This window comes from Nocardioides silvaticus, assembly GCF_003160695.1.
Lineage (GTDB): Bacteria > Actinomycetota > Actinomycetes > Propionibacteriales > Nocardioidaceae > Nocardioides > Nocardioides silvaticus.
Genome location: NZ_QGDD01000001.1, coordinates 167,014 through 188,858 on the forward strand (window position 1 = coordinate 167,014; position 21,845 = coordinate 188,858).

The window sequence follows — 21,845 nt, forward strand, 5'->3', positions numbered from 1 at the left end:
ATCGCGCCCTGTGACCACCTCGCCGCTCACCCGCGTCGTCTCGCTGGTCCCCTCGATCACCGAGGCCCTCGCCTCGGTCGACCGCGCTGCCGTGGTCGGTGCCACCGACTGGTGCACCCACCCGCCCGACCTGGAGACGACCCGGGTGCGGGGCACCAAGAACCCGGACCTTCGCGCGATCCAGGCGCTCGAGCCGGAGGTCGTGATCGCGAACAAGGAGGAGAACCGCGAGCTCGACGTACAGCGGCTCCGAGCGTCCGGTGTGCGGGTGGAGGTCACCGTCATCGAGACGGTGCCCGACGCGGTCGAGAGCTACCAGCGGCTCTTCGACGACGTGCTCGGCTGGCCGGTGCCGGCCTGGCTCGATGCCGTTCGGCAGCGGTGGTGCGGTCCGCTGCCGCCCATGACCCGGGCGGTCGCCGTGCCGATCTGGCGCGACCCGTGGATGGTCGTCGGCTCCCGCACGTTCACCGGTGACCTGCTGCGCCGGCTCGGCTGGCGCAACGTCTGCGCCGACCACCCGGACCGCTACCCACGTGTCGGGCTGGAGGACATCCGACGTGCGGAGGCCGACGCGGTCCTCCTCCCCGACGAGCCCTACGTCTTCACCGCTGACGACGGACCGGAGGCGTTCCCGGACGTCCCGACCGAGCTGGTCAGCGGCCGGCTCCTGACCTGGTACGGCCCGTCGCTCCTCGAGGTCGGCAGCTGAGGCCGGCCGCCTCGCGAGCCTCAGGCGATGGTCATTCCGCCGTCGACCGCGAGGGTCTGGCCGGTGATGTAGCCGGCGGCGGGGCTGGCGAGGAACACCGCGGTCGCGGCGAGCTCGCGCGGGTCGCCCTTGCGGCCGGTCGGGATCCGGGCCTGCTGCGACTCCAGGTAGCCCGGCGGGTACTGGTCGGTCATCTCGCTCTCGAAGAAGCCCGGGGCGATCGCGTTGACCCGGATGCCCTTGCGCCCGGTCCACTGCTGGGCGAGGTCGCGGGTCATCCCGATCAGGCCGGCCTTCGAGGAGGCGTACGCCGCCTGCGGCAGGGCCGCGGTGGTGAGGCCGAGGACCGAGGAGATGTTGATGATGCTCGACCCGGGCTGCATCACTCGCCCGCAGGCCTGTGCCATCCAGTAGCAGCCGTTGAGGTTGACGTCGATGACCTGCCGGAACTGATCCGGCGTCTCGCGAGTGGCGGGCACCGCCGTACCGACACCTGCGTTGTTGACCAGGACGTCGACCCGCCCGAACTCCTCCATCGCCAGCGCCACCAGGTTGTCGCAGGAAGCCGGGTCCGCCACGTCGGTCCCCACGGTCAGCGCGCGACGCCCCTGCTGCTCGACCAGCCGCGCCGTGTCGGCCAGCCGGTCCTCGCGACGGGCCCCGAGCGCGAGGTCGGCGCCCGCCTCGGCGAACGCCACGGCGAACGCGACGCCCAGGCCGCTGGAAGCGCCGGTGACGACGGCGACCTTCCCGTCGAGGCGGAAGAGGTCGAGGACCGGGTCTGCAGGCATGGGGACTCCCGTGGTTCGGTCGCCGCGAGGCGAGGTGCGGAACGCTCCGCAGATTGTGACCCACTACCCCCGGAGAAGGCGCCAGGGGTGGCTTCCGGATCTATCGGAAGCCCACCCCTGGTCCTTGGTAGCCGGGGGCAGGATTTGAAACCTGCGACCTCTGAACCTTCGGCATGCGAGCCTCCCCGATCTCGCTACTTCGATCGCTCTTGCCGGCGTGCGTCCTGGCTGCGCAGGCACGAGCGAGCCGAGAGATCAGACGCAAGCCATCTTGACGTCGCCTGCTCCAATCTGATTGCTTGCGCCGGCGTTACCGGGGCATATGCGCGACACGACTCAAATCGTCTTCGCACCGACGACCGCGGCTCGTGGTAGCGCCGCGGCCGGCGCCTATTGGCTGTCCAACGACAACTCTCGGGTCACCTAACCTCGAACCCCGGACGAGTGACGGGCGCACCAGCGGTACGTCGTTGCCAGCTGCGACGTCCACAGCACTTCTTGGAGAACGCCTCCCCTCCCCACTCTTTTAAACGAGGCACCCGCTATTGCCGAGTAGCGGGCCGTCCAACACTCCGAAGACTGCCCCTACGTGCGAGCGACGAGAGCCGCCTCCGCGTCGGCTGGCGTCACGTCGTAACAAGTGGCTGATGTGCCGGACCAGTTGAGCCCAACCAAGAGTCCGTCCTTCGCCAGGCCGGGCATCCAGCGGCTACGCCAGACATCGAGTGGCAGCGAGACGACCTCGAAACCGCGGTACGCCTCGACCTGCTCGATGATTCGCTGTGCCCGCGACTCTGCGGACCAGAACGGCATCGCACGATGCCCACCAGACTCGGGAGCCGGAAAGCCGTCGGCGTCCCGGATCCCCCACACGGTTTCGCTGCGGAGCACCTCTGTGTAGAACGCATCCGCATGTGCCGGGCTGATACTCACGGCGACATGATGCCGGAAGTGCACGCTATTGCCGCATGCGCGTGATCAGCCTTGAAGGTGGCGGGAGGCCTGGCATTGAGGAGGACTGTAGGCGGGGACTGCGGACTCAGAAGGCGACCGATCCCCAGTTGTTGTTCCGGTCGCTCTCGCCGCGAAGCTCCATAAGGAGCCAGGTCACGAACAAAGTAAGCCCTCTATCTAGCGTCCGGTCAGTCCGCTCGATGTACGCCGGGATCCCAGTCGAAGGCCGGTGCCGTCGTACCCGCAGTTTCGGCTCGCCGCCCCAGGTAAGGACGAAGTCGTCGTACCCGGTCTCGGGCGCGAGCACATAGGCCGTTTGGCCCCACGCCACGTCGCCGAGTACGTCCGCGAATTCGCGGCGTTGGAACTCGCCGACGATCGCACCGTGCGGGTCGACCGCAGCCGCCCGAGCGATCCAGCCGCCGAACGTCCGGGCCTGGAGCGACGGCGAGCCGACCGGCAGCAGTGTCGTGCCGGAGCGGTCGAACCAGCCCGGCCGTCGGTACGACCCGACGTCTGGGAGGTCGAAGCAACGCTTGTCGTCGAGCGACCTCGCTACCGCCTCCAGCATGCAGGAAGCGTAGTTCGAACGAGAGGCAACCCATCCCTGTTCACGGACATTCATCCCTGGCGTCCGCTATTGCCGCCCTGCGAGCTCCCGGAGCAGCACGCGGTCGTGCTCACTCAAGGCGAGCGGTCACACTTCCGGCGACCCCGCCGGTGCCAGGGGCGCCCGGCGCGGCGGCGTAGGTCCATGTTGAGTTTCGTCCGAAGAGGAACTTGTTCGGAGCCGAGAGGAGCAAGTATGTGCGGATCTCGGTGTTGCCCGCGAGCTGGGTCGGGGGCCTCATGGTGAAGACGGTCGCCTTCTTGGTGCCGGTGCCGATGTAAGACTTGGTCGCTGTCCATCCGCGCAGGTCTTCCGCACGCGCGTCTCGCCACGGACCGCCCTCCCTGCCCGGGGACGCGCCTGCTGGGGAGGTCCACGTTATGACGAGGTCGGTCGTCGGCTCGGTGTTGTCGTTGCGTAGGTAGAGATGCATGGCGACGTAGTTGGGGGCGTTCCAGTAGAGGGTGTTGAACCCGTTCCTGACCGCAGAGGGCGCCGTTGCGCCGATCACGAGGTGCGCCGGTCCGGTGGCCGCGATCGCGGGGGCTGCCGTGGCGAGGGAGACTGCTGGGACGGTCCAGGCGGCACCTTGTAGAAGCGTCCGACGTGAGATCACGAGAGGCAACATACTCGCCGAGCAGGGCTAGTGGGCTCGGAAGCAGCCAGACGCAACGCCCGCTATTGCCGCACGGCGTGCGCGTCCGTCAAACACAGGGTGCGCCCTCACAGCACGGACGGATGTATCCACAACCGTCGCATCGCTCGTGTGATGTCTCCCAACGCATCATCGTGCCGCAGTTGGGGCAAGGCTCGGTCAGGTCAGCCACTGCCCGAGCCTAGGTCTGAGCCTGGCCAAAGCCTGCAGGACACGGCGGACGGCCTTTGTGTCGACCCCGTTGACGGCGCCAGGCCGCGGTGACGCAGTGGTGGAAATACCTCTACCGCCGTACCGGTCACCCCTCTATCCTCGCCGCTCACATGGCCTCGGCACATGACTCCCCTCCCGACGCTGAAACGCTACTCACGCACCCGGCGCGAGCACGCCGCGCGGCATTAGCGCGCGAGTCTGCGAGCACGCAGGGCGGCAGTAGCGGCGTTAGTTCTCGAACTGAGGAGGGCGCGTGCCACGCTTCCCAATGCGCCACACGCCGTCGTCACTCCGGACGTTGAGGAACGTGCGGTTCCCTGTCAGCCCGCGCCGTTGCTCGACCTCGTACTCACCGGCTACGTACGCGGCGACGACCTTGGCGAGTCTCGCCCATGTCTTCCGCAGGTATTCAACGTCCTCGCTGTCCGCAATGAGGAACGTTAAGTACTGAGGTTCCTCGAACCGGGCCTCGTGCCACTCGGTGGAGGTGAGCACATAGCCGACAAGACCGCCTACTCCGCGAAGCCGTGCGTGCGCGATCCACTCATCCCCAGGCGGTAGCCACTCGACCTCCGCAGTATGGCCGACGACCTCCGCCGCGACCTCCTGGAAGAGGTTGCGTTGATCGCTGTCGGTGAGCATGAGGTGATGCTGACACAACGAGGGTGTGTTGCCCGCTACGCAGTTCCGCGCCCGTCGAACGGCATTAGCGTGCTGCTTTCACTCGTCACACTGGAGACGTGTCAGAAGAACGCGCGAGCCGCAATCCCTCCGAACCCGCGAAGTTCGGCTGGTTCGCGTATCCGCCCAACGGCGGCTACGAGCGGGACGAAGTAGAGCCCTGGCAGCCCCCTCCTCACGGGTCGATGATCAGGCTTATGGGCGAACACGGTGTCACCGTTCCGCTGTGGAGCGAAGGCGGGTTGATGTTCAGCGAGCCTGAGGAGTTGATCGCCGAATTCGGGGTGTCGCTGGAGTTGGCCAACGACCTAAAGACATGGGGGTGCGGCTGGGAGCACAGGTCGGGGCAGCCAGATCACGACGCCGAGGCCGCGGGACTGGTCCGCCGTCTCAACGGCGAGCTCGACGGCCAGTACAGGTTCGTCTATCGGCCGTAGCGCGAAGTGACCGCGTCTCTACGGGCATCGCACTCGCGGCGGCAGTTGCGTGCTGCGGGCCGGGGTCGCCGTCGTGTCGGGAGTTGTGTTCTGACCGAAGGGGCGTATGGTCGAGGGACAAAGTGCTGAAGGTCCTAGACCCTGATCCCCGGCATCCGCCAGCCGCAATTCGCGCGGCAGAGCAGAGCCGTCAAACGCTCACTGAGGATCACCGTGGTCGAAGAGCCCTTTTCCGGCGTGCATGAGGTAGGCGTTCGCCTACCGTCCCGCGCGGAGGTCGAAGTCGGGATTGTCCTCAAGTGGCGACGACGCGGCGACATCTGGGAAGGCCTCGTCGCCCGTGAAACCGCGGACGGAACCCTCCTGACCGAATGGCTCCCGGCCCTTGTCTTCACACCGCTGGACAAAACGGCCTCATGACGAACCCGTGACGAATGCCCTCCATCGAGTCGCTCGCAGGCAATAGGAAGCAGTTCAGCACTGAGACGAAGGCGTCGTGCAAGACCTCCGAGGTGGTCTACGTCCTCGCCGTCATCGGCGTCTCGATCGCGTCTTTCGTCGTTGATGGAAGCCCCGCTGACTTCGGCCCCCAAGAAGCGTGGTTCTACGTCACTCTTCTGACGATCGGCTACATGATCAGCCGCGGGCTTGCGAAGTCCGGGACCCGTGAGCACTCCGACGACTCGACCGGCGCCACTGACGGCCAAGGTGGTTACGACCTCCACTGACCGCTAGGCACACGACGCCCCCCGACCCGGCTCCAACGGGCCGGGGGGCGTCGTGTGCGCGACATAACGAACGATGCGGTACGTCCCAGACCACAACGACTTGGGTTAGCACCGGGAGCGGCGGGGTACGCAGGATCAGTCCGGACGACCGCGCCTGGCGCATCATCGGAGGAGACCCCGTCGGTTCTGAGAAGCAGCCGGCCGGGTCGTTCTGAGCCGCAGCCGCGCCCGCTTCTCGGCATCAGCGGGCGCGACAAGCGACAATAGAGTGCGCAGGGTCTTGGTCACCTGATGGGAGCGACTGGCCCCGCACCGATTCGGCCGCGCTGCTCGGCACGCAGCGAAAACTTGAAAACCGCAAGCTCGGCGTCGGAACTTAGGAGCGTAGTTCTGCAGTTCGGGCGTGCTGAAGTAGTGCGTCTTGGTGCAGCTCGCGGCGCACGACTGCACCGGCCACCTCGCTGAGTTTTCGACTGTGGTCGCGGGCGTAGCGTCGCAGGACGGTGAAGGCGTCGGCCATTTCCAGGTCGCCCGCATGAGCAATGACACCCTTGGCCTGCTCGACCACGATGCGGCTGGTCAACGCGTGTTGCAGCTGAGAGTTGATCGTCTCCCGATCCGATGCGGACTTCTCGTTGACGATGGCCACGCTGGCCACGTGGACCAATGCTTGGGCGAGGGCTAGGTCCTCGGTGCCGAGCGAGCCCACTTCCTCACCAAACAGACCCAGCGTGCCTAGCACGTTGTCCTTCAGCCGCATAGGCAGGGCATGGACCGACTTGAAGCCCACGATGCGTGCGGCCTCGCAGAACTGAGGCCACCGATCCTCTTTGTCGTCCACATCGGGGACCAGGATCGCCTCACCTCCGTGATAGCAGTCCAAGCACGGGCCCTCGTCGCGCTGAAGCTGAAAAACCTCCAGATGGTGGGTGCGCTCGGACGAGGTTGCCACCACGTGCAACACACCGCGTGCGTCGGCGAGGAGGAGGCCTGCGGAGGCTACGTCAAGCAGGCTGGCGCAGTTTGTGGTGAGTTGGCTGAGCATGTCCACCATGTCGTAGTCGTCGACCAGATCATTGGACAGCTCCACAAATGCCTGGATGATCTTGCGCTCTCTGTCTTCAGTCACCGCGGGCTCCTTCCCGCTTCGCCCTTGTCGTCTCGGTCCAGCACCAACCGCCGCTCGATGATCGCCCGGGCCACCTGGCTTGCTGTCTGCCCGGTGGCCATCGCGTGGGCTCGCAGGCGGACCAAGGCCTCGGCTGCGTGGACGTCGAGCATGGAGATCAACATCCCGGTCGCCTGGTAGACCTCGAACCGGTCAACCCCGTCCCCGTCCCCGTCCCCGTCCGCGTCCGCTTCGCTAGGCACGGACATTCCGTAGAACTCGTCGAGCTCGGTCTCGTTTCGGGCCTCAGCCATGAAGTCGAGGAACGGCGCAGACGCGAACTCGGCCGCGATCATCGCGCCCGCGAGGATGTCGCCCTGCAGCGGACCCGGGCCGGCGCGGAACAAGTCGAGCGCCCCCACGCACTCCGACCCGACCGTGATCGGCAGTGAGAAGACACCCCGGATCCCGTCCTCCAGAACTGCGTTGGCGAATACAGGCCACCGCTGCTCCTGCGGAGAATCAAGGTCCGGCACCAGCACCGCCTCCTGGGCGGCCACCGCATCAAGGCACGGCCCCTCACCGAACGTGAACTGATACTCATCGAGGCGGCGGCTGGTCTCACTGCTCGATCCGAAAGTCCCCGACGACGTACCGTTCAACACCACTGAGACCGCGGCACCATCCACCTCGAACAATCTCACACAGGTCGCGCACAGCGCGTCAGCCACCGAACGCCCAGGCGAGCTATCCGTCACCACGGCAACCAGCTCCGACCTCATGACGTCCAGTGGGACTGCCATCATGCCCCTCTCGTTGTGTCCTCGCTGCGCCAAGCCCGAATAGCCCCGCTCAGCAGCCCGAGAGGGCCTGCCGATGCCTGACGGGCAATTTGTTCAGCTGAACACATCGAAACCGGATACTCGGCCCAGTGCCCGCTCACGCCAACGCCAGTCTCTTCAGGGTCAGACATCTTCAATCTGGTACAGGCGCACGCCCGCTACTCGGCAATAGCGGGCGCTCGCTCGATCGGGAAGCCGTCCCGCCGGCTCACCGACAACCGCTGAGCCAACGACCATAGGTCGCCGTCGATTCGCCGTCAGAACGGGCGTCCATGCTGAGCCCAGCTCGTCCCTGAAAGTCCGGGCGCGTCCAGTCTGGTGAGACGCCTCGACAGCCGGGCGTGAGCGCGGCGCGAACCGAACTGCCCACAAGTGCCGACAAGGCAGCGAATAAGGTTAGAGGCGGCTCCCGGATCTCTCCGGAAACCGCCTCTGACCTGCTGTTTTTCTTTGTAGCGGGGGCACTATTGGGACCCGCGCACCTTGGCCTCTCCATCACGTCAGACCACGCTCATTCCCCTGGTCCCTCACCTGGTCGCACCCCTCTTCGCGGGTTCACCCCATCGCCGTCTTCAACAATCGGTGTTCACAATGGCTCGCCAGTGACGCTACCTCCGGGGGCGGACATTCCGCGGGCGTTGGTACGGTTCGCAACCGAGCCGACAACCGAGATCCAGCAATCGTCTTCAGCCGCCAAGTGGGCCAGAATGCGCTCGGTCCGCGCACGATGTGGGGCCAGGGGCGAACTTTCTTTCGATGCTGGAGCAGTGGGGGACGGCCCCGCAATCATGTCGTTGAGCGGCCGCGGTCCCGGGCCAGTTCGCGCGGCGCCAGGCAGCTTCCACCCATGCGCAGAGTCTTCATGCCGCCCCCAGATCAGGGCGCTTCGACGGCTGCACCACCGGACGCTTCGACGACCGCCGCCCCGACGGAGATCGACGATAGAGCCTCGACCCACTCTTCCATGGTGGGCCGGGAGCACTTCGGCCCGGAAGCGTGCTGCCACAGACGTCGAAGTGTGGACGTGGCCTGCTTGCTCAGACCCGGCAGCTGGGTCGGGACCTTCGTGACGTCGATCATGCTCACGTGGTCGCGGCTGACCAGCAGACGGTAGGCGAGCAGCGCGAAGAGGTAGCTGTCGGAGTCGAACGACGAAAGCCACGCCAGCGCCTCGGGATCGTGCTCAGTCTCCGGGTCCGGGTCCAACAGGCCCGCGCTTCCCAGCACACGCGCGGCGTCATAGTCGAGCGGGCGGATGCGCATCGGTGTGATCGCGAAGGCGACCGAGCGCCACCCCAGGTCTCCCAGCACGACACCGGCCATGTGCAGAGCGCGCAGCCATTGCGCCAACAAGCCCACTAATTCCAGAGCGTCCGGGTCGTCGAGGGGCGGCACCCCGGCGGGCGGGAGGCCGTTAGCCGTTCCGAGGGTCCGGACAGCCCGGTCCCCATCGTCCAAGGTGAGGACGTAACGGTCGTCCAATCTGGGCATGAAGTAGCCGAGCACAGCGCCCTCGAAGTCGACGAACGCCTCTTGCGGCCAGGCGAGCTCGATGCGCTGCGCCGAGGAGCCCAGCGCATCGCGGACCGCGGCACCGCGCGTCACGAGCCGGCTCAACCCGCGATCGCGCGAACCCGCTCGGACCGGATCAGCAAGCACGAGAACGTCGCCGTCGCCGTCACGGGTCGGGTGGACCATGGTCCGCCCGGTCTGTCGCCACGCGGGCCGGGGCTGCTCGTCGTACCTCTCCCGCTGCGCCATCGAGAGCACCTGCCGGGGATCCATCCGCGGCCGGTACTGCTCCTCGGGCCGGCGGACGAGATCCGCGAAGGTAAAGGCGACCTCAGAAGGAGCGTTGACCGGCGGCCGCTCGGGCTGGTCGGCCCACCATGCACCCTCCCAGACCGGGGGGAGGTCGAGCCGTTGAGGATCGACCTCCACCTCCGGGCGATGCCGGCGGCTACGGCTTCTCTGTCGTCTCCACAGGAGAAGGACGATCCCGCTGACCGCCAGGAGTCCCCCCAAGGCGCCCGCGAGGATCATCCACCGGTCCGCGCTCACCGGGTCCCCTTCCTCTCGTCGGTCGTGAAGACGTAGATCTCCAACTGCGCCGTGCCGTAGTCCAGCCGACCGTTCCAGAACGGACGCACCACACCGGTGGTGTCGCGGCCGCTCGCCACTTCGGCGGGTGTGGGGGTACGGCCCGGACCGAATGACTTCCGGGGGAAGAGTGTGGGCGAGGCACAGGTGAGCTCCTGGCCGACCGCCGCCGCTACGCGCTGAGCTTGCGACGCGTCGTCCGGGTGACCGCCGAAGATCAGGACCAGGGCCGCCTCGGCGCCCTCGTCGATGAGGTCGGCGGTGGCGTTCTGCACGGACTGACAGGCGGCCGAGCGGGCCCGCGTGGCCGTGGGTCCGGAGCTGAGGAGGGCATCCGCGTTGACCTTGACCGTGACCCTCGTCGGTTTCGTTCGCATCCCGACGATCTCGGGCTCGGGTTTGGGCTTGGGCTTGGGCTCGGGCTTCGGCGGCTCCACCTCCAGGGGGATGGCCGTCCCCAGGCCGACGATGAAGAGCACGAGGAGCAGGTCAGCGAAGACCCACCCGGCGACGGACTCCGACGAGCGGAGCCGGCCGCGCCGGGCGTCGGCTGTGCTCGGGCGCAGTGGCATGGCTCAGCGCGCCAGGCCGTCGGGACGAGCCGCACCCACGCGCAGCTCCTCGAGGATCTGGCCTGCCAGGTCGGCCGCGGAAGCGAGGGTTCCAGCCTGTCCCGACAAGGTGAGGCGGTGCTCGTCGAGCACGGCGCGGAGGTCGTCGACCGCTTTGGCGAGATCGGCGACCGTCCGTCGACTGGCGTCGGCGAGCTCGGTGCTGGTGCGACGACCGGCATCGGCGGCCTCTGTTGCGGCGCTGCGTCCCGCCGTCAGGCCGGCGTCGACCACCTGGGTGAGTTCGGTCTGCGCAGCCGTGACCTGGCCGATCGCTCCCTCCAGGGATTGCAGGGACGCCGAGGTGCGGGTGGTGAGCAGCTCGGTCTGCTCCGAGACTGCGCTGCGGAAGTGCTCGATGAGCGAAGACAGTTCCTTGTGCAGAGCGGCGGCGGACGACGTGACCTCCTTCTCCGCCGCGGCGACGGCGGCTGCGGTGGTCGCGAGGTTCGTCTGCGCCGCGGTCGCCGACGCGAGCAGGGGGGAGACGGCCTCGGTGAGCATGATGCCCGCTTCGTTGATCCTCTCGAGCCCGGCCTGCGACGAGGCCTCGAGGGACTCGACGCCGCGTCGGGTGGCTGCGTGGGCCTTGTTTAGCTCCTTGACGGAGCGCTCGACGGCCGCCTCGAGGAAGCGCGGGTCGTCGGAGCGCCGCTCGTTGAGGACGCGTTGCGCGGTCAACAGCGCGCTGAGAAGCTGTTGGTGCGCGCGGCGAGCACTCCGGTCCTCGCGGCGGACGTTGACCTCTGCCGCAAGGCGGTGCAGCACGATGAACCCCACGGCGATGCCCACGAGGACGACCGAGATCTCGGCTACCTTCACCAGGCGGTGGGACTCGGCAAGTCGTCCGTCGAAGCCCTGCGTCCATAAAGCCAGGAAGGTCCGGCCTCGCTCGTCACCCGCGGCGAGCAGCTCGTCATAGGCTGTTGTAGCGCTGCGGAGGGCGTACCACGTCCAGCCGACCGGAGCGAACACGCAGGCGCCGGCCAGCATCCCCAAGAAGCTCTCCAGGAAGTGCCGGTGGCCGGAGGTCATCGTCGCTTCCGGGGGGAAGGCCGAGACCAGGTCGATGCCCGTCCACGACGTGTCGGAGGCGTCGGCCAGAGCACGGGACAGAGACTCCAGGTCCTCTCGGCGACCCTCGAAGTGGGGATCCTCGGCCAGCTCTGCAATGCGCTTGGCGCTGGCGGCTCGAGCCTTGTTCACGCGTACTCCTCGTCAAGAAAGAAACGACGCCTACCGTAGGCCAGGCGCGGCTCCGCGACCCGCGATTGACCGAAGGCACCTCCTGATCGACCGCGGCTGGTTAGGGTCTTCCTTTCCCCAGCAGAGAGGCTCCGAGACAGTGGCGTGGCGGCCGTCCGGCGTTCCCGGGCTTCTAGCAGTGCTGGGCTGCGTGTCGACCATTCTTCTCGTTGTCGTCCTCGTCCGCATGGTTGTGCTGCACGACAAGACAGCCGATCGCCTCGGACACGAGGTCGCTGTACCGGCTTCGCCAGCGGCGTCGTCCGTCTCCACGACCCCGTCGCCGGACCCACCGGTCACTCCCTCGCCGACCCCACCCGCTACTCCCGTCCTTTCACCGTCGACCGCGCCGGAGTCGTCCGAGGCACCCGTGCCCACCGGCATGGGGGTGCGGCTGATGCGTCTCCTCTCGCAGGTCGGGGTCGTGGCCCAGCGGCCCGACGTCCCTGGCTACGAGCGTGACTGCGGACCGGGCCAGGGATGCGTCTTCGGCACGGAATGGAGCGACGCAACCGATGCGCCCGACAGCCGGAATGGCTGCGACACGCGCAATGACGTCCTGCGGCGGGACCTCATCGACACGGTCATCGACCCCGACACTCAGGGGTGCGTCGTCCTGAGCGGCACTCTGCACGATCCGTACACCGGCCGGGCTATCCCCTTCGAGCGCGGCTGGGAGACCTCGATCGCCGTCCAGGTGGATCACGTGATCCCGCTGGCCGCGGCGTGGGACCTGGGCGCTTGGCGCTGGTCCGCCGCAAGACGAGCCACCTTCGCCAACGACATCCGGCGCGAGCTGCTCGCCGTCGGCGGACCGGCGAACATGAGCAAGGGCGACAGCACGCCGGCCTCATGGCTACCGCCCAACAAGGCGTTCCGCTGTGAGTACGCCGTGCTCTACCTCCGCGCGAGCCTCCACTACGCCCTGCCCATCACGCGAGCCGACGCCGAGGTGCTCGAGAACGTCGCTCGGCGCTGCGGGTGAGTCAGTCGCGGAGCTGCACCCCGAAGTCGCGCACCAGCGAGGCGAAGTCCTTCGGGTAGGTCTGGGCCACCTTCTCGAGTCCCCACTCCTCGTCATAGACGTGGAGACGGGCCAGACGCACGCAGCTGCTGGGTCCCGGGGGCGGCACCGAGCAACTGGCCAGGGCGACACCGTCTGCCGGTCTCCAGACCGCCACCTCGATGGCCGAGGTGGAGCCGAGCGTGTGCCCCGAGAGCGGGATGGTCGCCAGCGCCAGCTCGATGCTCGACGCTGTCGCTGGGAGGACCGTGCCGTCGACCAGCACCTGAGCAGTCTTTCCGGAGCCCGAGGGGTGATCTTCGCGGAGGAACACGCTCCGGTCGCCAGCGACGGGCTGGATGCGGAAGACGAAGTGTCCTTGGGATAGCACCGTCCCGTCCGCTGAGCAGACGAAGGCCGCAAGAGCGGTCTCGGCCGCGCCAGGATCCCACCGGACTTCCACGACCAGCGCCGGTGAGCACGCCCGGTCGATGCGGTCGCGCTCGCCCGCCCCGGTCGGCGATCCGGCGGTCATGTGTCCTCCTCCAGAATCCACTTGAGAGGATCGAGCACCCGGAAAGGCGCGATCCCGGCGTCGGGAACGGCGTCCCCCCGAGGTCTGCCGCCCAGAGCCGAGACCGCGAAAAAACGGTGCCGCTCGGCGTGCTCGCGCAGGAGGTTGGGCAGCCCGGGACCGTCGACGAAGGTGATGAAGGAGCGGACCTCGGCGTCGAGGAGATCGACGTCGTCGCGGTCGATCGCCGGCGACCTCATCGAAGGATCGCGCCGCAAGGGCGATCCCGCGCGAGCCATCGCGAGGCTCAGTCGGGTCCCGGCGACCTTGCGCAGCTCCTGGAGGGCATCGACCTTCGACAGTGCGACCGCAAAGGGCACTCGGGTATGCCGGCCCTCGCGATGCTGGCTCAAGAAGTCGAGCAGCTGCTCGATGACCTTGATCCCGTCGCCACCAGGCTCCCCGCTGGCGTCGTACGCGCCGCGCAGCATCTCGCGGATGCTCTCGACCTTGTAGGGGTCCAAAAGGGCGACGATTCCATCAGCGCGCCTGAGGAACTCCAGCCGGTGGCTGCGCGACGCGAGGTCTTCGAGATCCTCGCCGGCGACGTCACGGAGGACCAGCGCCCGGGTCCGGCCCCCCTGCTCCTTGAAGGAGAAGATCAGCGGCCGTTGGGCGGTCTCGTCGTCCTGGATCGTGGCGGTCGAGGTCAGCATCTGGCGCTGCTGGTAGAGCGGGCGCCGGTAGCGCTCGTCGAAGATCCGGTCGGTGTCGCCGTGCGCCCGCAGATGAGAGCGGTGTTGGGTCGTCACCCAGAGCTCCAGCTGCCCCCGCAGCACCGCGAGGTAGAGGCTCTTCCCGGTAGACCTCGCACCGGCCATGGCGATGCACGTCACGACCGGCTGGGACTCGCGCCACAACGCAGGGATGGGACCAAGGCACCAAGCGCACGCCTCTTGGCGGGTGGGTTCCTTGCACCGGGGACACACGCCGCTGAGACGGCCGTCCTCTACCGGGACCGGCGGACGTACCCTCTCCTCCCAGCCGCGGAGCCGGTTCGCTTCGGTTGGGCTCTCTGATGAGCAGGAGCCCTCGCACGACAGCACTCGCGCGGGCTCGGCGAGCTCGCGGAAGCAGGTCGGGCACTTGGGACGCCCCATCACGCGTCTCCCGTCAGCGCATGCACCATCTCGGCGCTCTCCCATCCGTCCGCCGTCGGCTCGAGCTCGACTACGCTCAATCTTGAACTGAAACCCTCGCGTCCGTGGAGTGGGCCCGCGCTCACGACGAGGACCACCCGCGACGTTCCTCCGTTCGCGTACTCTGCCAGGTCGTAGAAGTCCGCCGGGACACCGTCGGTCACGACCGCGATGGCCCGGGCACCCTGGGCGACGGCCTGTCGAACGGCGGGCGTGGCGAGGTTCCAGGACGGTGGCCGACGGTCCTCGAGGACCCGGTCGACGAGCACTTGCGGGCGCGCGACTGCCTCGTCGACCAGTACCGGGCGGGTCAGCCCCGTGACCACGGCAGCGACGGGCAGGCGCCCGCTGGACTCCGCGAGGATGCCTGCAACCATCTCCACCAGGTGCCCGAGCGTCTCCCCGGGAAAGGATGCGCGCATCGAGTACGAGCCGTCGAGGACGAGGCCCCACGGTTCGCCGCTGCGGTGCGGGGCCTGGCCTCCGCGGGCCCGCCGCACGGCTGCGCGGCCGGCGGTCAGCCACGGATGCTCCCGCTCGTCGAGAGGGCCACGCGGCGCGTGCTTCCCCGGCGCTTCGTCCGGTGCCGGGCCCGCTCGGCCGTCCTGGTCGGGGACGAGCATCCTCCACCCGGCTCCCGTCCGCTCGAGGCGGGCGAGCTCGAGCTCGGTCAGTGCGCCTGCATCGGTGGCCGGCACGAGCACCTGCTCCGCCTCCACAGCAGTGCTCGCGAGCCGCACGTCCAGCCCGATCCGCGTGCCTGCGGGGAAATCGGGCCCCGACGCCGGACGCGCCACCAGGCGCACGTGGCCGACCCGACCGACGAGCACGGTGACCGGGTCGATGCGGCCTATTGCGGCGTCCTTGCCCTGCGCATCGACTGCGTGCAACTCGACACCCGGCGCTCCGCCGGTCAGGTGAGCGCGCAGATCCACGTCCGGGAGCTCCGTGCTCTGACCGTAAGTCAGCTCTGTCAGCTCAGCCACGTCTCACTCCTTCTCGGTGTCGAGGTCGTCGGGGAGCCGGCCCGTCGCCCGGTGCGCCTCCTCGTAGTCCGCCAACCACCTCTCGACTCGGCCGACGGTGTCGGGCGCGACGGCCAGCGCGTCCGCGCCACGCACGACTGCCCGCGCGAGTTGGGCGTCCTCGGGCCGACCGACGTCGGCCGCCGGGAGTTGCACGGTCATCTGCACCTCGAGCGGCGCATCGGCCACACGGACGGGGCCTAGCTCCTCGTCCAGCCCGGACGGGTCGTCGGACGCCTCGTCGACGCGACGGGGCGGACCCAGACGCGCCCCCCACTGGAGGAGAAGGTCGTCGCGACGAGATTCATCCTCCAGGTCCTCGAGGATCGCCAGGGCCAGGGGTTCCCCTACGTCCAGGTAGTCGTCACCGCCGTCGGCGATGTCGTCCATCAGGCCCAGGACGCGATCGAGGTCTGCCGGGCCGTAACGCCCGGCGTCGGTCAGCTCGAAGAAGGCGTCCTGCCAGAGGCCCTCGGCTGGCCAGCGCTGCCCGGCGTGCTCCCACTCACCCCCGGACGGCGCCGCGGGCAAGTCGGCGAGGTCCAGCACGAGCATCGTGCGCTGGGGTTGGCTGGCCGCCAGATCCTTCGCCTCCCCGAGGTCAACTGAAGGGATGAAGACGATAACCGCGTCGGTCTCGAGGATGGACTGCATGCGCGCGGCTCGCTCGAAAGTGCTGAAGGGGAAGCTGCCGGCCGCGACCGGTGCCGCGGTGAAGTGACACACCACGGCGAGCCAGGCGACGAACTCCTCCTGCGACTCCGAGGCAAGGACCAACGACCAACCGCGCTCACGGCACGTGCCTGCGGCTGCCAGGAGTGCCTCGGTCTCCTCCTGCCGGGACAGCGCCCTCTCGATCGCGGCCGCCCGCCCCGACGTCCGCGGTGCCTCGAACCGTCCCAGGACCGTCTCGTCGACCTCGCGAGGACCGAAGGGGGTGAGCCAGAGGTTCGAGTGCCAAAGGTCGATCGGCCGGAGTGTGCGAGACAGACCGGCCCTGCCGACCGCGTGGGTGAAGACGTTGCCGGGCCTCCCAGTGGCGTCCTTGCCGGCCTCGACCGCGTGCCACCAGACGCTGCCGCCCTCGTCGAAGTACCGGAACGTTAGTCGTCGGATCCGCGTGGACAGCTCGGCGGTGCTGGGGAAGTCCACCAGCGGTGCCAGGAGCTCGAGCCGGGTGGTCACCCCGGCCCGCATCTGCTTCTCGAGGGCACGCGGTGTCCCCCGAGTCGCAGCCTGGACCTCCCAGCCAGCCCGACCCGCGGCGTAGGTGAGCTCGTACCAGGTCATGGGTCGCCCCGCAGCTGGGAAAGCGGCGGGTCGAGCACGGCGTAGCGCTCCTGCTCATCCCGCAGGTCAACGAACAATCGCACGAACCCGGGGCGTGAGTCTCGTGGCCACGGGAGGACGGACTTGGGTTCTCCTCGCTGCAGGCGCGGCTGGAACGTCTCGATCCGCTCGCCGTCGTCGAGGTGGAGCGGAAGCCGATCCTCCCTCCGCACCAGCACCAACGGCACCTCCACGTCGAGGTCGGCGGTCACCCGCAACTCCCGCCCGACCTCCTCCGTCACCCTCCGCAGACCCCGCCGCACCTGGCCGTGGACGGGCACGACGTCGCAGTCCAGACGCGTCAACCCCGGGTAAGTGACGCGGTACGGCGGTCCCTGCTTGTGCCCGGTGGCGTGAAACGAAATGCCAACGACGTAGAGCACCGCGCCCTCAGACGGAAGGGGATCCAGGTGCACCCCGCCGCGCAGTCGGTGCTCCTCGGGCCTGATCTCAGCCACCACGGGCATAGCTGAGAAATCCTGCGCACCGTGGTCGTCCTCGGCGCTCGCACGCAGAACCTTGACCAGGCCTGCCCCGTCCGGCCAGGCAAAGGACAGGAACTGCTCGTCCACGCGCTCGACCAGCTGCACGTGGCGGACCGCTCCGGCGCGGTGGTGGACGACGGTGGGCCCGACACGGCACAGGGCGCCGTCGCGAGACGCCGTGACCGCCGTGAAGTGGAGCCGATCCTCTCCAGGCAGTCGCGGGCGCACCGCCCGGCTCGCGCTGCCGTGGACGACCGTGTCCTCACTGAAGGCGCCCTCGCGCTCTAGGACCGCCCGCCCCACCGTGCGCTCACCGAGACCCTCGGGGGGACGCTCGAGCAGGGCGTGGATCTCGACGCGGAGCCCAGCCTCCGCCAGCGGCGTCCAGGTGATGACGAAGTCGCCGTCCTCATTCTCCTCTACCAGCAGGTCGGAGACCACGGGGAGCTCGGCCTGCACGGTCTGCCGCGACGTCACCGGCAACGAGCGCTCGAGCCTCCCGTCCACGGTGGCGCACGCGTACATCCGGTACTCGTAACTGCCCGCCTCCACGTCGTCGTCGACGAAGCCGCTGAGGTTCTCCCCCGGACGGTCACCGCTGATCCGCCGATCCACGTCGAAGGCCTGCGGGGTGCTCCCGAACTCGTCGACCGGCACGCGCAGGACCTCGACGCGCTCGATGCCGGAGGCAACCTGCCACCCTGCCGACACCTGACCGCCCGTGGTGCGGATCCTCAGGCCGCGTACGGGCTGCACGGTCACGCCCTCCGCCCACCAGACCGGGAGGGCAGCGCGTGCCTCCGCTTCCGTGGCTCCCGCCTGGACGGCGACGGCGTAGAAACGGCGGGCGCTGCTGAACGGCTCGTCGTCGACGAGGAAGGCGTCGTGGGTAGCGCCGACGACGCGCACTCCGACGTGCGGGTCGAGGTTCCACGGCCGGGTGTCGTCGCGCGCGCCCAGACGGAAGATCCGCACCTGGCCGTCCTCGGCGCCCCCGTCCCACGTCAGCCGGATGCCGTCGTCGCCCGCGGGCGTGAAGCGGATCCGTCGACCGGTCGGCAATGACCCCCCGACGTCCGTGTTGCCAGCGAAAGCGTCGCCAGGCACCGGCCCCGTGGGGCGCACGGAGGCCGCGGGGGCTTGCGCCGTGGACGTCGGGGCGAGTCCCAGCACAGCGAGCAGATCCTCCTCGTGCCGACGGACGAAGTCGCGCCACAGCCGGCGCTCAGCCGGCGACACCGTCACCCGGCGCAGATCGTCCGGCGAGGTGAGTCCTCGCAGGGTGGCCGCCAGCTCCGGGCCGATGGGCACGCTTTCGCCGCTTGCCCGCAGGCTCTCGAGCCAGGAGTCCAGGTCGCCCCCAACGCGCGATTCTGAGTCGGCGGACGCGGCGGAGGTCCTCGTACGCGACTCCCGTGGCGGAGCGGTCGCCTGTACCCGACCCGCCACCCGCTCGTCCGCAGATCCGTCCGCCTCTGCCGCTCCCCGGATGACGGCAGCCAGCTCGTCGAAGTGCCGGCCCAGGGAGGGCTGGTCGTCCCAGAGCAAGCGCGCCATCACGTAGGGATCGGTGATGCACAGCCGTGCTGCCACCTCCACGTCCTGCGGTGTGGGCCGGCCGTCCGGGGGCAGCCCGTCCCGCCATGCCAGCGCACGGTCGACGCGCCGCTGCGAGTCGCTCACCAGAAGTCTCCCTTCTCAATCGGGGTCGAGCGGACGGGCACGTCCCACTCGTCGACATCCCGCCGCACTGGAGGTCCACCGAGTGGAACCGCGGCGGAACGCGCGAGGCGCGCTCCCGAGATCGCGACGAGACCGCTTGCGAGGCACAGCCACACGGCTGGCGCCGGCGAGATCTGGACCGCGTCCGTCACGTGCCTGTCGAGCTGCCAACCGAGGAGCAACGCATCGGTTGCCACGGCGGTCCACCCCGCGCCGATCACCACCGCCACCAACCTCGCAGCGGCGCTCGGCCCCCGCCGGACGTTCTCGGCCACCATCCCCAGCGTGATGGCCGACAGCACCAGCGCCGCAGCGGCGAGCGGTGACGACGCGAGGCGGGCGTCGAGTACGGACACCAGGTCGTCGCCCGCTGTCCGTGCCCATCCGAAGGGCAGCGCAGCCACGAGGAGGACGCCAGCAACCGCCAGCAGGACCGGGCCCGCTGCGCCGGCCAGTCTAGTGGAGCCGCGAGAGCGGCCGCCGAGGCCGAGCCGGAGTGCTGCCGCGACGAGGCCGGCATCCACCACCGCCAGGGTCACGAGATCGATCCCTGACATCTCAGACCCTCGGCGCGGGCCGGTCGGGGGGCGCCGCGTCGCTTGGCGACGTCGCCTGACTGCCCGGAGGCACGCAGAACACCAAGTCACGGGTCGGGAACCTGCGCGAGATCTCGGTGACGACCAGCGACTCGGCGGTGCCCGGACCGCTGTGGTTAGTCAGCGCCTGCGCGACGGTCCAGGGCTCCGTGGTCTCGGGTACCGCGACGAAGGCAGTCGGGGAGAAGCTCCCCCTGTGCTCACCGGCCTGGGACGCCGCCCCGGCCTCGACCTCGGTGAGACCCTCGACGAACTCTTGGTAGCTCTCCACCCTCTCGACACCGTCACCAGCGACGGAGAGCACCCGGCTCAGCAAACGGTCCCGGTGGCGTTCGTCACGGGCCACGAGCTCATCGATCCTCTTCTCAACCTCGCTGGCACCACCGCTCCAGCTCCGTGCCGCGATCGCACGACTCCATCGGGTCAGGATCGACGTCGACGCGACGGCACGGTCGGTGAAGATCAGCTCAGGATCCTCCTCGAGGAGGCGCCCATCCTCACCGATGTCCGGGACGTCGTCCCGGAAGATCTGCCAGGCCCGGCTCAGCCAACCCACCGGGAAGAGGTCCGGTCGAAGGCGGTTCAGCACCTGCTGGATGGCGTCGTCGTCGGGTTTCGCCACGCCGAATCGCTGGTTGTGTGGGTAGCCCTCGCCGAGCAACGGGTCGGTGCCGTCGTTCACGGCGACATGCCCCCAGGGCGCTCGGAGAAAAGTCCCGAGCGCGCGCACCCAGTCGATGTACTGGCGGTAGACCCGCTGGATCCTGCGGACGTCCTCGAGAGCGGCGGCCAGGTTCGCCTTGTGCAGCGCGGCTTGCCTTACCTCGTCCTCCCAGCGAAAACGCAGCTGGAAGAGCTCCTGCTGACGCCGGTGGAACAGGTAAAGACCCGACACCAACCAGACGACCGCGAGCCCCACGCTCCCTAGGAGCGCCAACCGCCAAGTCACGAGGTCTTGTTGGGCCAGCAAGAGCGTGACCAGGACCGCCCCGACGAACACTGCCAGGTGCGCCAGGAGGGTCAGCGCCAGGGACCTCTGCAGCGAGGCCAGCTCGGGCGGAGGCCGGCGTCCCTCCTTCATCCCCTGGACCGCCTGGACGAGGGTCAGCACGTCATCGCGTGCGCTGGCGAGCTCACCAAAGATCCGCTCGCCCACCCGGCCGGCGTAGGAGCGCCGGTGCTCCTCTGCTCGCGACTCCAGCTCGGCTTGAGCGTTCGAGCACGCGGCCGCCCGGTCACGCTGCTCGCGAGCCCCTTCCTTCAGGAGGACCCGCGTGCGGTCGACTGCATCGACGTCGTAGGGGGCGACCTTCGCGACCTTGGCGAGCGAACGGAGGTCGAGGGGAATTTCGAAGACGTCGGACGGCGGGACCACCACGCGCCTTGGGTCGATCACCGCCCCGTCCTCGGAGCCGACCTTGGACGGCTCCAGCCCGCGCCCGCGCTTGCCGGCGTCGAGAAGGTTGAGGGCACCATTCACGAAGTCCCGCCACAGCTCGCTGTAGTCGTGCTGCTCGGGGGGCGCCGCCGCCCCCAAGTCGCGTGCCCTCGCCAGGAGGGCCTCCAGCTCGGCGTCGTGCTCCTCTGGCGTGAACAGCGTGCCGTCCTCCTTGATGCCGCGGATGCCGCGGACGGTGACGACATGTGTCGAGTCCGGCCCCAGGAAGGCGTCCTGCGCCGCCTGAGCGATATTGCTCGAGGCCCGGATGAGCACCGAGTCGACGAAGTCCTGGGGAGCTCGCCGCAGAGCCTTGCCGAGGAAGCGGAAGAACAGAGCGAGGAGCTCGACGAGGCTGAGCCGCGTCCGAATCCTCGCCTCAAGCGTCTCGCGAGCACGGGCGCGGACCTCGGGGTGCGCAGCAACCAGGCGGTCGGCCATATCCACTGCGGCGCCCACCTCGTCGTCGAGGACCTGGACCGGGCGGCCGTTCGCGGCGGGTACGGGATAGCGCTGCTCCACGTCGATTGCCCGGGCCACCACGCGCGAGCTCACGGCTGCGTCGGACAGGTGCCTGGTGAAGGTGCGCAGGGCGACGGCATCTCCTCCACCGGCAGGCGCCTGACCGTGGAAAGGCGTGCTGCGATCCGCGGTCCAAAGCCCCACTGCCGAGCACAGGGCAGCGGCCTGGTGGGTCAGCCTCTCCGGGGATAGGGGTAGCGCCACGACCCGCTCGACGCCGGCTCCGGGCGCCCGGGAGCTCTCCGGTGCCAGCACGACGTTGTGGCAGCCGAGCCATCCCACTTCGTCCGGATCAACCCGCGGCCAAGCGTCGGGCACCGCCACC

General features: G+C 68.8%; 22 protein-coding genes. 5 read left to right on the top strand and 17 right to left on the bottom strand.

Going from position 1 to position 21,845, the window contains the following annotated elements:
• Nucleotides 1–10 precede the first annotated feature (10 nt).
• Nucleotides 11–712, top strand: a complete 702-nt coding sequence (locus tag DJ010_RS00810; protein ID WP_109691736.1) for a helical backbone metal receptor — start codon at nucleotides 11–13, stop codon at nucleotides 710–712.
• A gap of 20 nt (nucleotides 713–732) precedes the next feature.
• Here the strand turns inward: DJ010_RS00810 and DJ010_RS00815 are convergent, their stop codons facing one another.
• From DJ010_RS00815 to DJ010_RS00830, 5 genes are all read right to left on the bottom strand, one after another.
• Complete coding sequence (locus DJ010_RS00815; protein WP_109691737.1) at nucleotides 733–1,503, bottom strand: SDR family NAD(P)-dependent oxidoreductase; 771 nt, start codon at nucleotides 1,501–1,503, stop codon at nucleotides 733–735.
• A gap of 585 nt (nucleotides 1,504–2,088) precedes the next feature.
• Nucleotides 2,089–2,436 carry a DUF2750 domain-containing protein gene (locus tag DJ010_RS00820; RefSeq protein ID WP_109692452.1) on the bottom strand — a complete coding sequence of 116 codons (348 nt, stop codon included), beginning with the start codon at nucleotides 2,434–2,436 and terminating at the stop codon, nucleotides 2,089–2,091.
• Between the two features lie 106 nt (nucleotides 2,437–2,542).
• Entirely contained in the window at nucleotides 2,543–3,028 is a 486-nt protein-coding gene (locus tag DJ010_RS00825; protein WP_109691738.1) for a hypothetical protein, read from the bottom strand.
• Nucleotides 3,029–3,137: 109 nt separating this feature from the next.
• Nucleotides 3,138–3,683, bottom strand: coding sequence for a hypothetical protein (locus tag DJ010_RS21690; RefSeq protein ID WP_146207205.1), 546 nt, complete (start codon nucleotides 3,681–3,683; stop codon nucleotides 3,138–3,140).
• 480 nt (nucleotides 3,684–4,163) lie between these two features.
• Entirely contained in the window at nucleotides 4,164–4,577 is a 414-nt protein-coding gene (locus DJ010_RS00830) for a hypothetical protein (RefSeq protein WP_109691739.1), read from the bottom strand.
• Nucleotides 4,578–4,675: 98 nt separating this feature from the next.
• Here DJ010_RS00830 and DJ010_RS00835 point away from each other — a divergent pair, with 98 nt between their 5' ends.
• From DJ010_RS00835 to DJ010_RS00840, 3 genes are all read left to right on the top strand, one after another.
• A complete protein-coding gene (locus DJ010_RS00835; RefSeq protein WP_146207206.1) occupies nucleotides 4,676–5,053 on the top strand; it encodes a hypothetical protein in 378 nt (125 codons plus the stop codon).
• A gap of 213 nt (nucleotides 5,054–5,266) precedes the next feature.
• The gene (locus DJ010_RS21695; RefSeq protein ID WP_146207207.1) at nucleotides 5,267–5,473 is read left to right on the top strand and encodes a hypothetical protein; all 207 of its coding nucleotides are present in this window, start codon (nucleotides 5,267–5,269) and stop codon (nucleotides 5,471–5,473) included.
• Nucleotides 5,474–5,487: 14 nt separating this feature from the next.
• Entirely contained in the window at nucleotides 5,488–5,781 is a 294-nt protein-coding gene (locus DJ010_RS00840; RefSeq protein WP_109691741.1) for a hypothetical protein, read from the top strand.
• A 376-nt stretch (nucleotides 5,782–6,157) separates the two neighbouring features.
• Here the strand turns inward: DJ010_RS00840 and DJ010_RS00845 are convergent, their stop codons facing one another.
• From DJ010_RS00845 to DJ010_RS00865, 5 genes are all read right to left on the bottom strand, one after another.
• Entirely contained in the window at nucleotides 6,158–6,910 is a 753-nt protein-coding gene (locus DJ010_RS00845) for a GAF and ANTAR domain-containing protein (protein ID WP_109691742.1), read from the bottom strand.
• The gene (locus tag DJ010_RS00850) at nucleotides 6,907–7,620 is read right to left on the bottom strand and encodes an ANTAR domain-containing protein (protein WP_211318597.1); all 714 of its coding nucleotides are present in this window, start codon (nucleotides 7,618–7,620) and stop codon (nucleotides 6,907–6,909) included. Before DJ010_RS00850 ends, DJ010_RS00845 begins: the two co-directional genes overlap by 4 nt.
• 987 nt (nucleotides 7,621–8,607) lie before the next feature.
• Nucleotides 8,608–9,792 (bottom strand): hypothetical protein, encoded by a 1,185-nt coding sequence (locus DJ010_RS00855; protein WP_109691743.1) that lies wholly within the window; start codon nucleotides 9,790–9,792, stop codon nucleotides 8,608–8,610.
• On the bottom strand, nucleotides 9,789–10,310 hold the full coding sequence (locus DJ010_RS00860) for a hypothetical protein (RefSeq protein WP_146207208.1): 522 nt from the start codon (nucleotides 10,308–10,310) through the stop codon (nucleotides 9,789–9,791). Before DJ010_RS00860 ends, DJ010_RS00855 begins: the two co-directional genes overlap by 4 nt.
• A 96-nt stretch (nucleotides 10,311–10,406) precedes the next feature.
• Complete coding sequence (locus tag DJ010_RS00865) at nucleotides 10,407–11,648, bottom strand: hypothetical protein (RefSeq protein ID WP_109691745.1); 1,242 nt, start codon at nucleotides 11,646–11,648, stop codon at nucleotides 10,407–10,409.
• A 409-nt stretch (nucleotides 11,649–12,057) separates the two neighbouring features.
• Between DJ010_RS00865 and DJ010_RS00870 the strand changes: the two genes are divergently transcribed.
• Nucleotides 12,058–12,672: an HNH endonuclease family protein gene (locus DJ010_RS00870; RefSeq protein ID WP_245927115.1), complete on the top strand. Its 615-nt coding sequence runs from the start codon at nucleotides 12,058–12,060 to the stop codon at nucleotides 12,670–12,672.
• A gap of 1 nt (nucleotide 12,673) precedes the next feature.
• On the opposite strand, the gene DJ010_RS00875 is transcribed toward DJ010_RS00870, so the two are convergent.
• From DJ010_RS00875 to DJ010_RS00905, 7 genes are read right to left on the bottom strand one after another with little or no spacing between them, the layout of a single operon-like run.
• On the bottom strand, nucleotides 12,674–13,225 hold the full coding sequence (locus tag DJ010_RS00875) for a TerD family protein (protein WP_109691746.1): 552 nt from the start codon (nucleotides 13,223–13,225) through the stop codon (nucleotides 12,674–12,676).
• Nucleotides 13,222–14,409, bottom strand: coding sequence for a TRAFAC clade GTPase domain-containing protein (locus DJ010_RS22350; protein ID WP_342769458.1), 1,188 nt, complete (start codon nucleotides 14,407–14,409; stop codon nucleotides 13,222–13,224). The genes DJ010_RS00875 and DJ010_RS22350 overlap by 4 nt, the downstream gene beginning before the upstream one ends.
• Nucleotides 14,364–15,389 (bottom strand): hypothetical protein, encoded by a 1,026-nt coding sequence (locus DJ010_RS00885; RefSeq protein WP_109691748.1) that lies wholly within the window; start codon nucleotides 15,387–15,389, stop codon nucleotides 14,364–14,366. The genes DJ010_RS22350 and DJ010_RS00885 overlap by 46 nt, the downstream gene beginning before the upstream one ends.
• A 3-nt stretch (nucleotides 15,390–15,392) precedes the next feature.
• A complete protein-coding gene (locus tag DJ010_RS00890) occupies nucleotides 15,393–16,718 on the bottom strand; it encodes a GAP1-N2 domain-containing protein (RefSeq protein WP_109691749.1) in 1,326 nt (441 codons plus the stop codon).
• Nucleotides 16,715–18,925: a SaeA-related protein gene (locus tag DJ010_RS00895; protein WP_109691750.1), complete on the bottom strand. Its 2,211-nt coding sequence runs from the start codon at nucleotides 18,923–18,925 to the stop codon at nucleotides 16,715–16,717. Before DJ010_RS00895 ends, DJ010_RS00890 begins: the two co-directional genes overlap by 4 nt.
• Entirely contained in the window at nucleotides 18,922–19,521 is a 600-nt protein-coding gene (locus DJ010_RS00900) for a hypothetical protein (RefSeq protein ID WP_109691751.1), read from the bottom strand. Before DJ010_RS00900 ends, DJ010_RS00895 begins: the two co-directional genes overlap by 4 nt.
• Before the next feature lies 1 nt (nucleotide 19,522).
• Complete coding sequence (locus tag DJ010_RS00905; RefSeq protein WP_146207210.1) at nucleotides 19,523–21,844, bottom strand: hypothetical protein; 2,322 nt, start codon at nucleotides 21,842–21,844, stop codon at nucleotides 19,523–19,525.
• Nucleotide 21,845 lies beyond the last annotated feature (1 nt).

What these genes read in the sequence shown, in the direction of transcription:
- DJ010_RS00815 (WP_109691737.1), bottom strand. Translation starts at nt 1,503, where the DNA reads ATGCCTGCAGACCCGGTCCTCGACCTCTTCCGCCTCGACGGGAAGGTC.
- DJ010_RS00825 (WP_109691738.1), bottom strand. Translation starts at nt 3,028, where the DNA reads ATGCTGGAGGCGGTAGCGAGGTCGCTCGACGACAAGCGTTGCTTCGAC.
- DJ010_RS00830 (WP_109691739.1), bottom strand. Translation starts at nt 4,577, where the DNA reads ATGCTCACCGACAGCGATCAACGCAACCTCTTCCAGGAGGTCGCGGCG.
- DJ010_RS00840 (WP_109691741.1), top strand. Translation starts at nt 5,488, where the DNA reads ATGCCCTCCATCGAGTCGCTCGCAGGCAATAGGAAGCAGTTCAGCACT.
- DJ010_RS00875 (WP_109691746.1), bottom strand. Translation starts at nt 13,225, where the DNA reads ATGACCGCCGGATCGCCGACCGGGGCGGGCGAGCGCGACCGCATCGAC.
- DJ010_RS22350 (WP_342769458.1), bottom strand. Translation starts at nt 14,409, where the DNA reads ATGGGAGAGCGCCGAGATGGTGCATGCGCTGACGGGAGACGCGTGATG.
- DJ010_RS00890 (WP_109691749.1), bottom strand. Translation starts at nt 16,718, where the DNA reads ATGACCTGGTACGAGCTCACCTACGCCGCGGGTCGGGCTGGCTGGGAG.
- DJ010_RS00900 (WP_109691751.1), bottom strand. Translation starts at nt 19,521, where the DNA reads ATGTCAGGGATCGATCTCGTGACCCTGGCGGTGGTGGATGCCGGCCTC.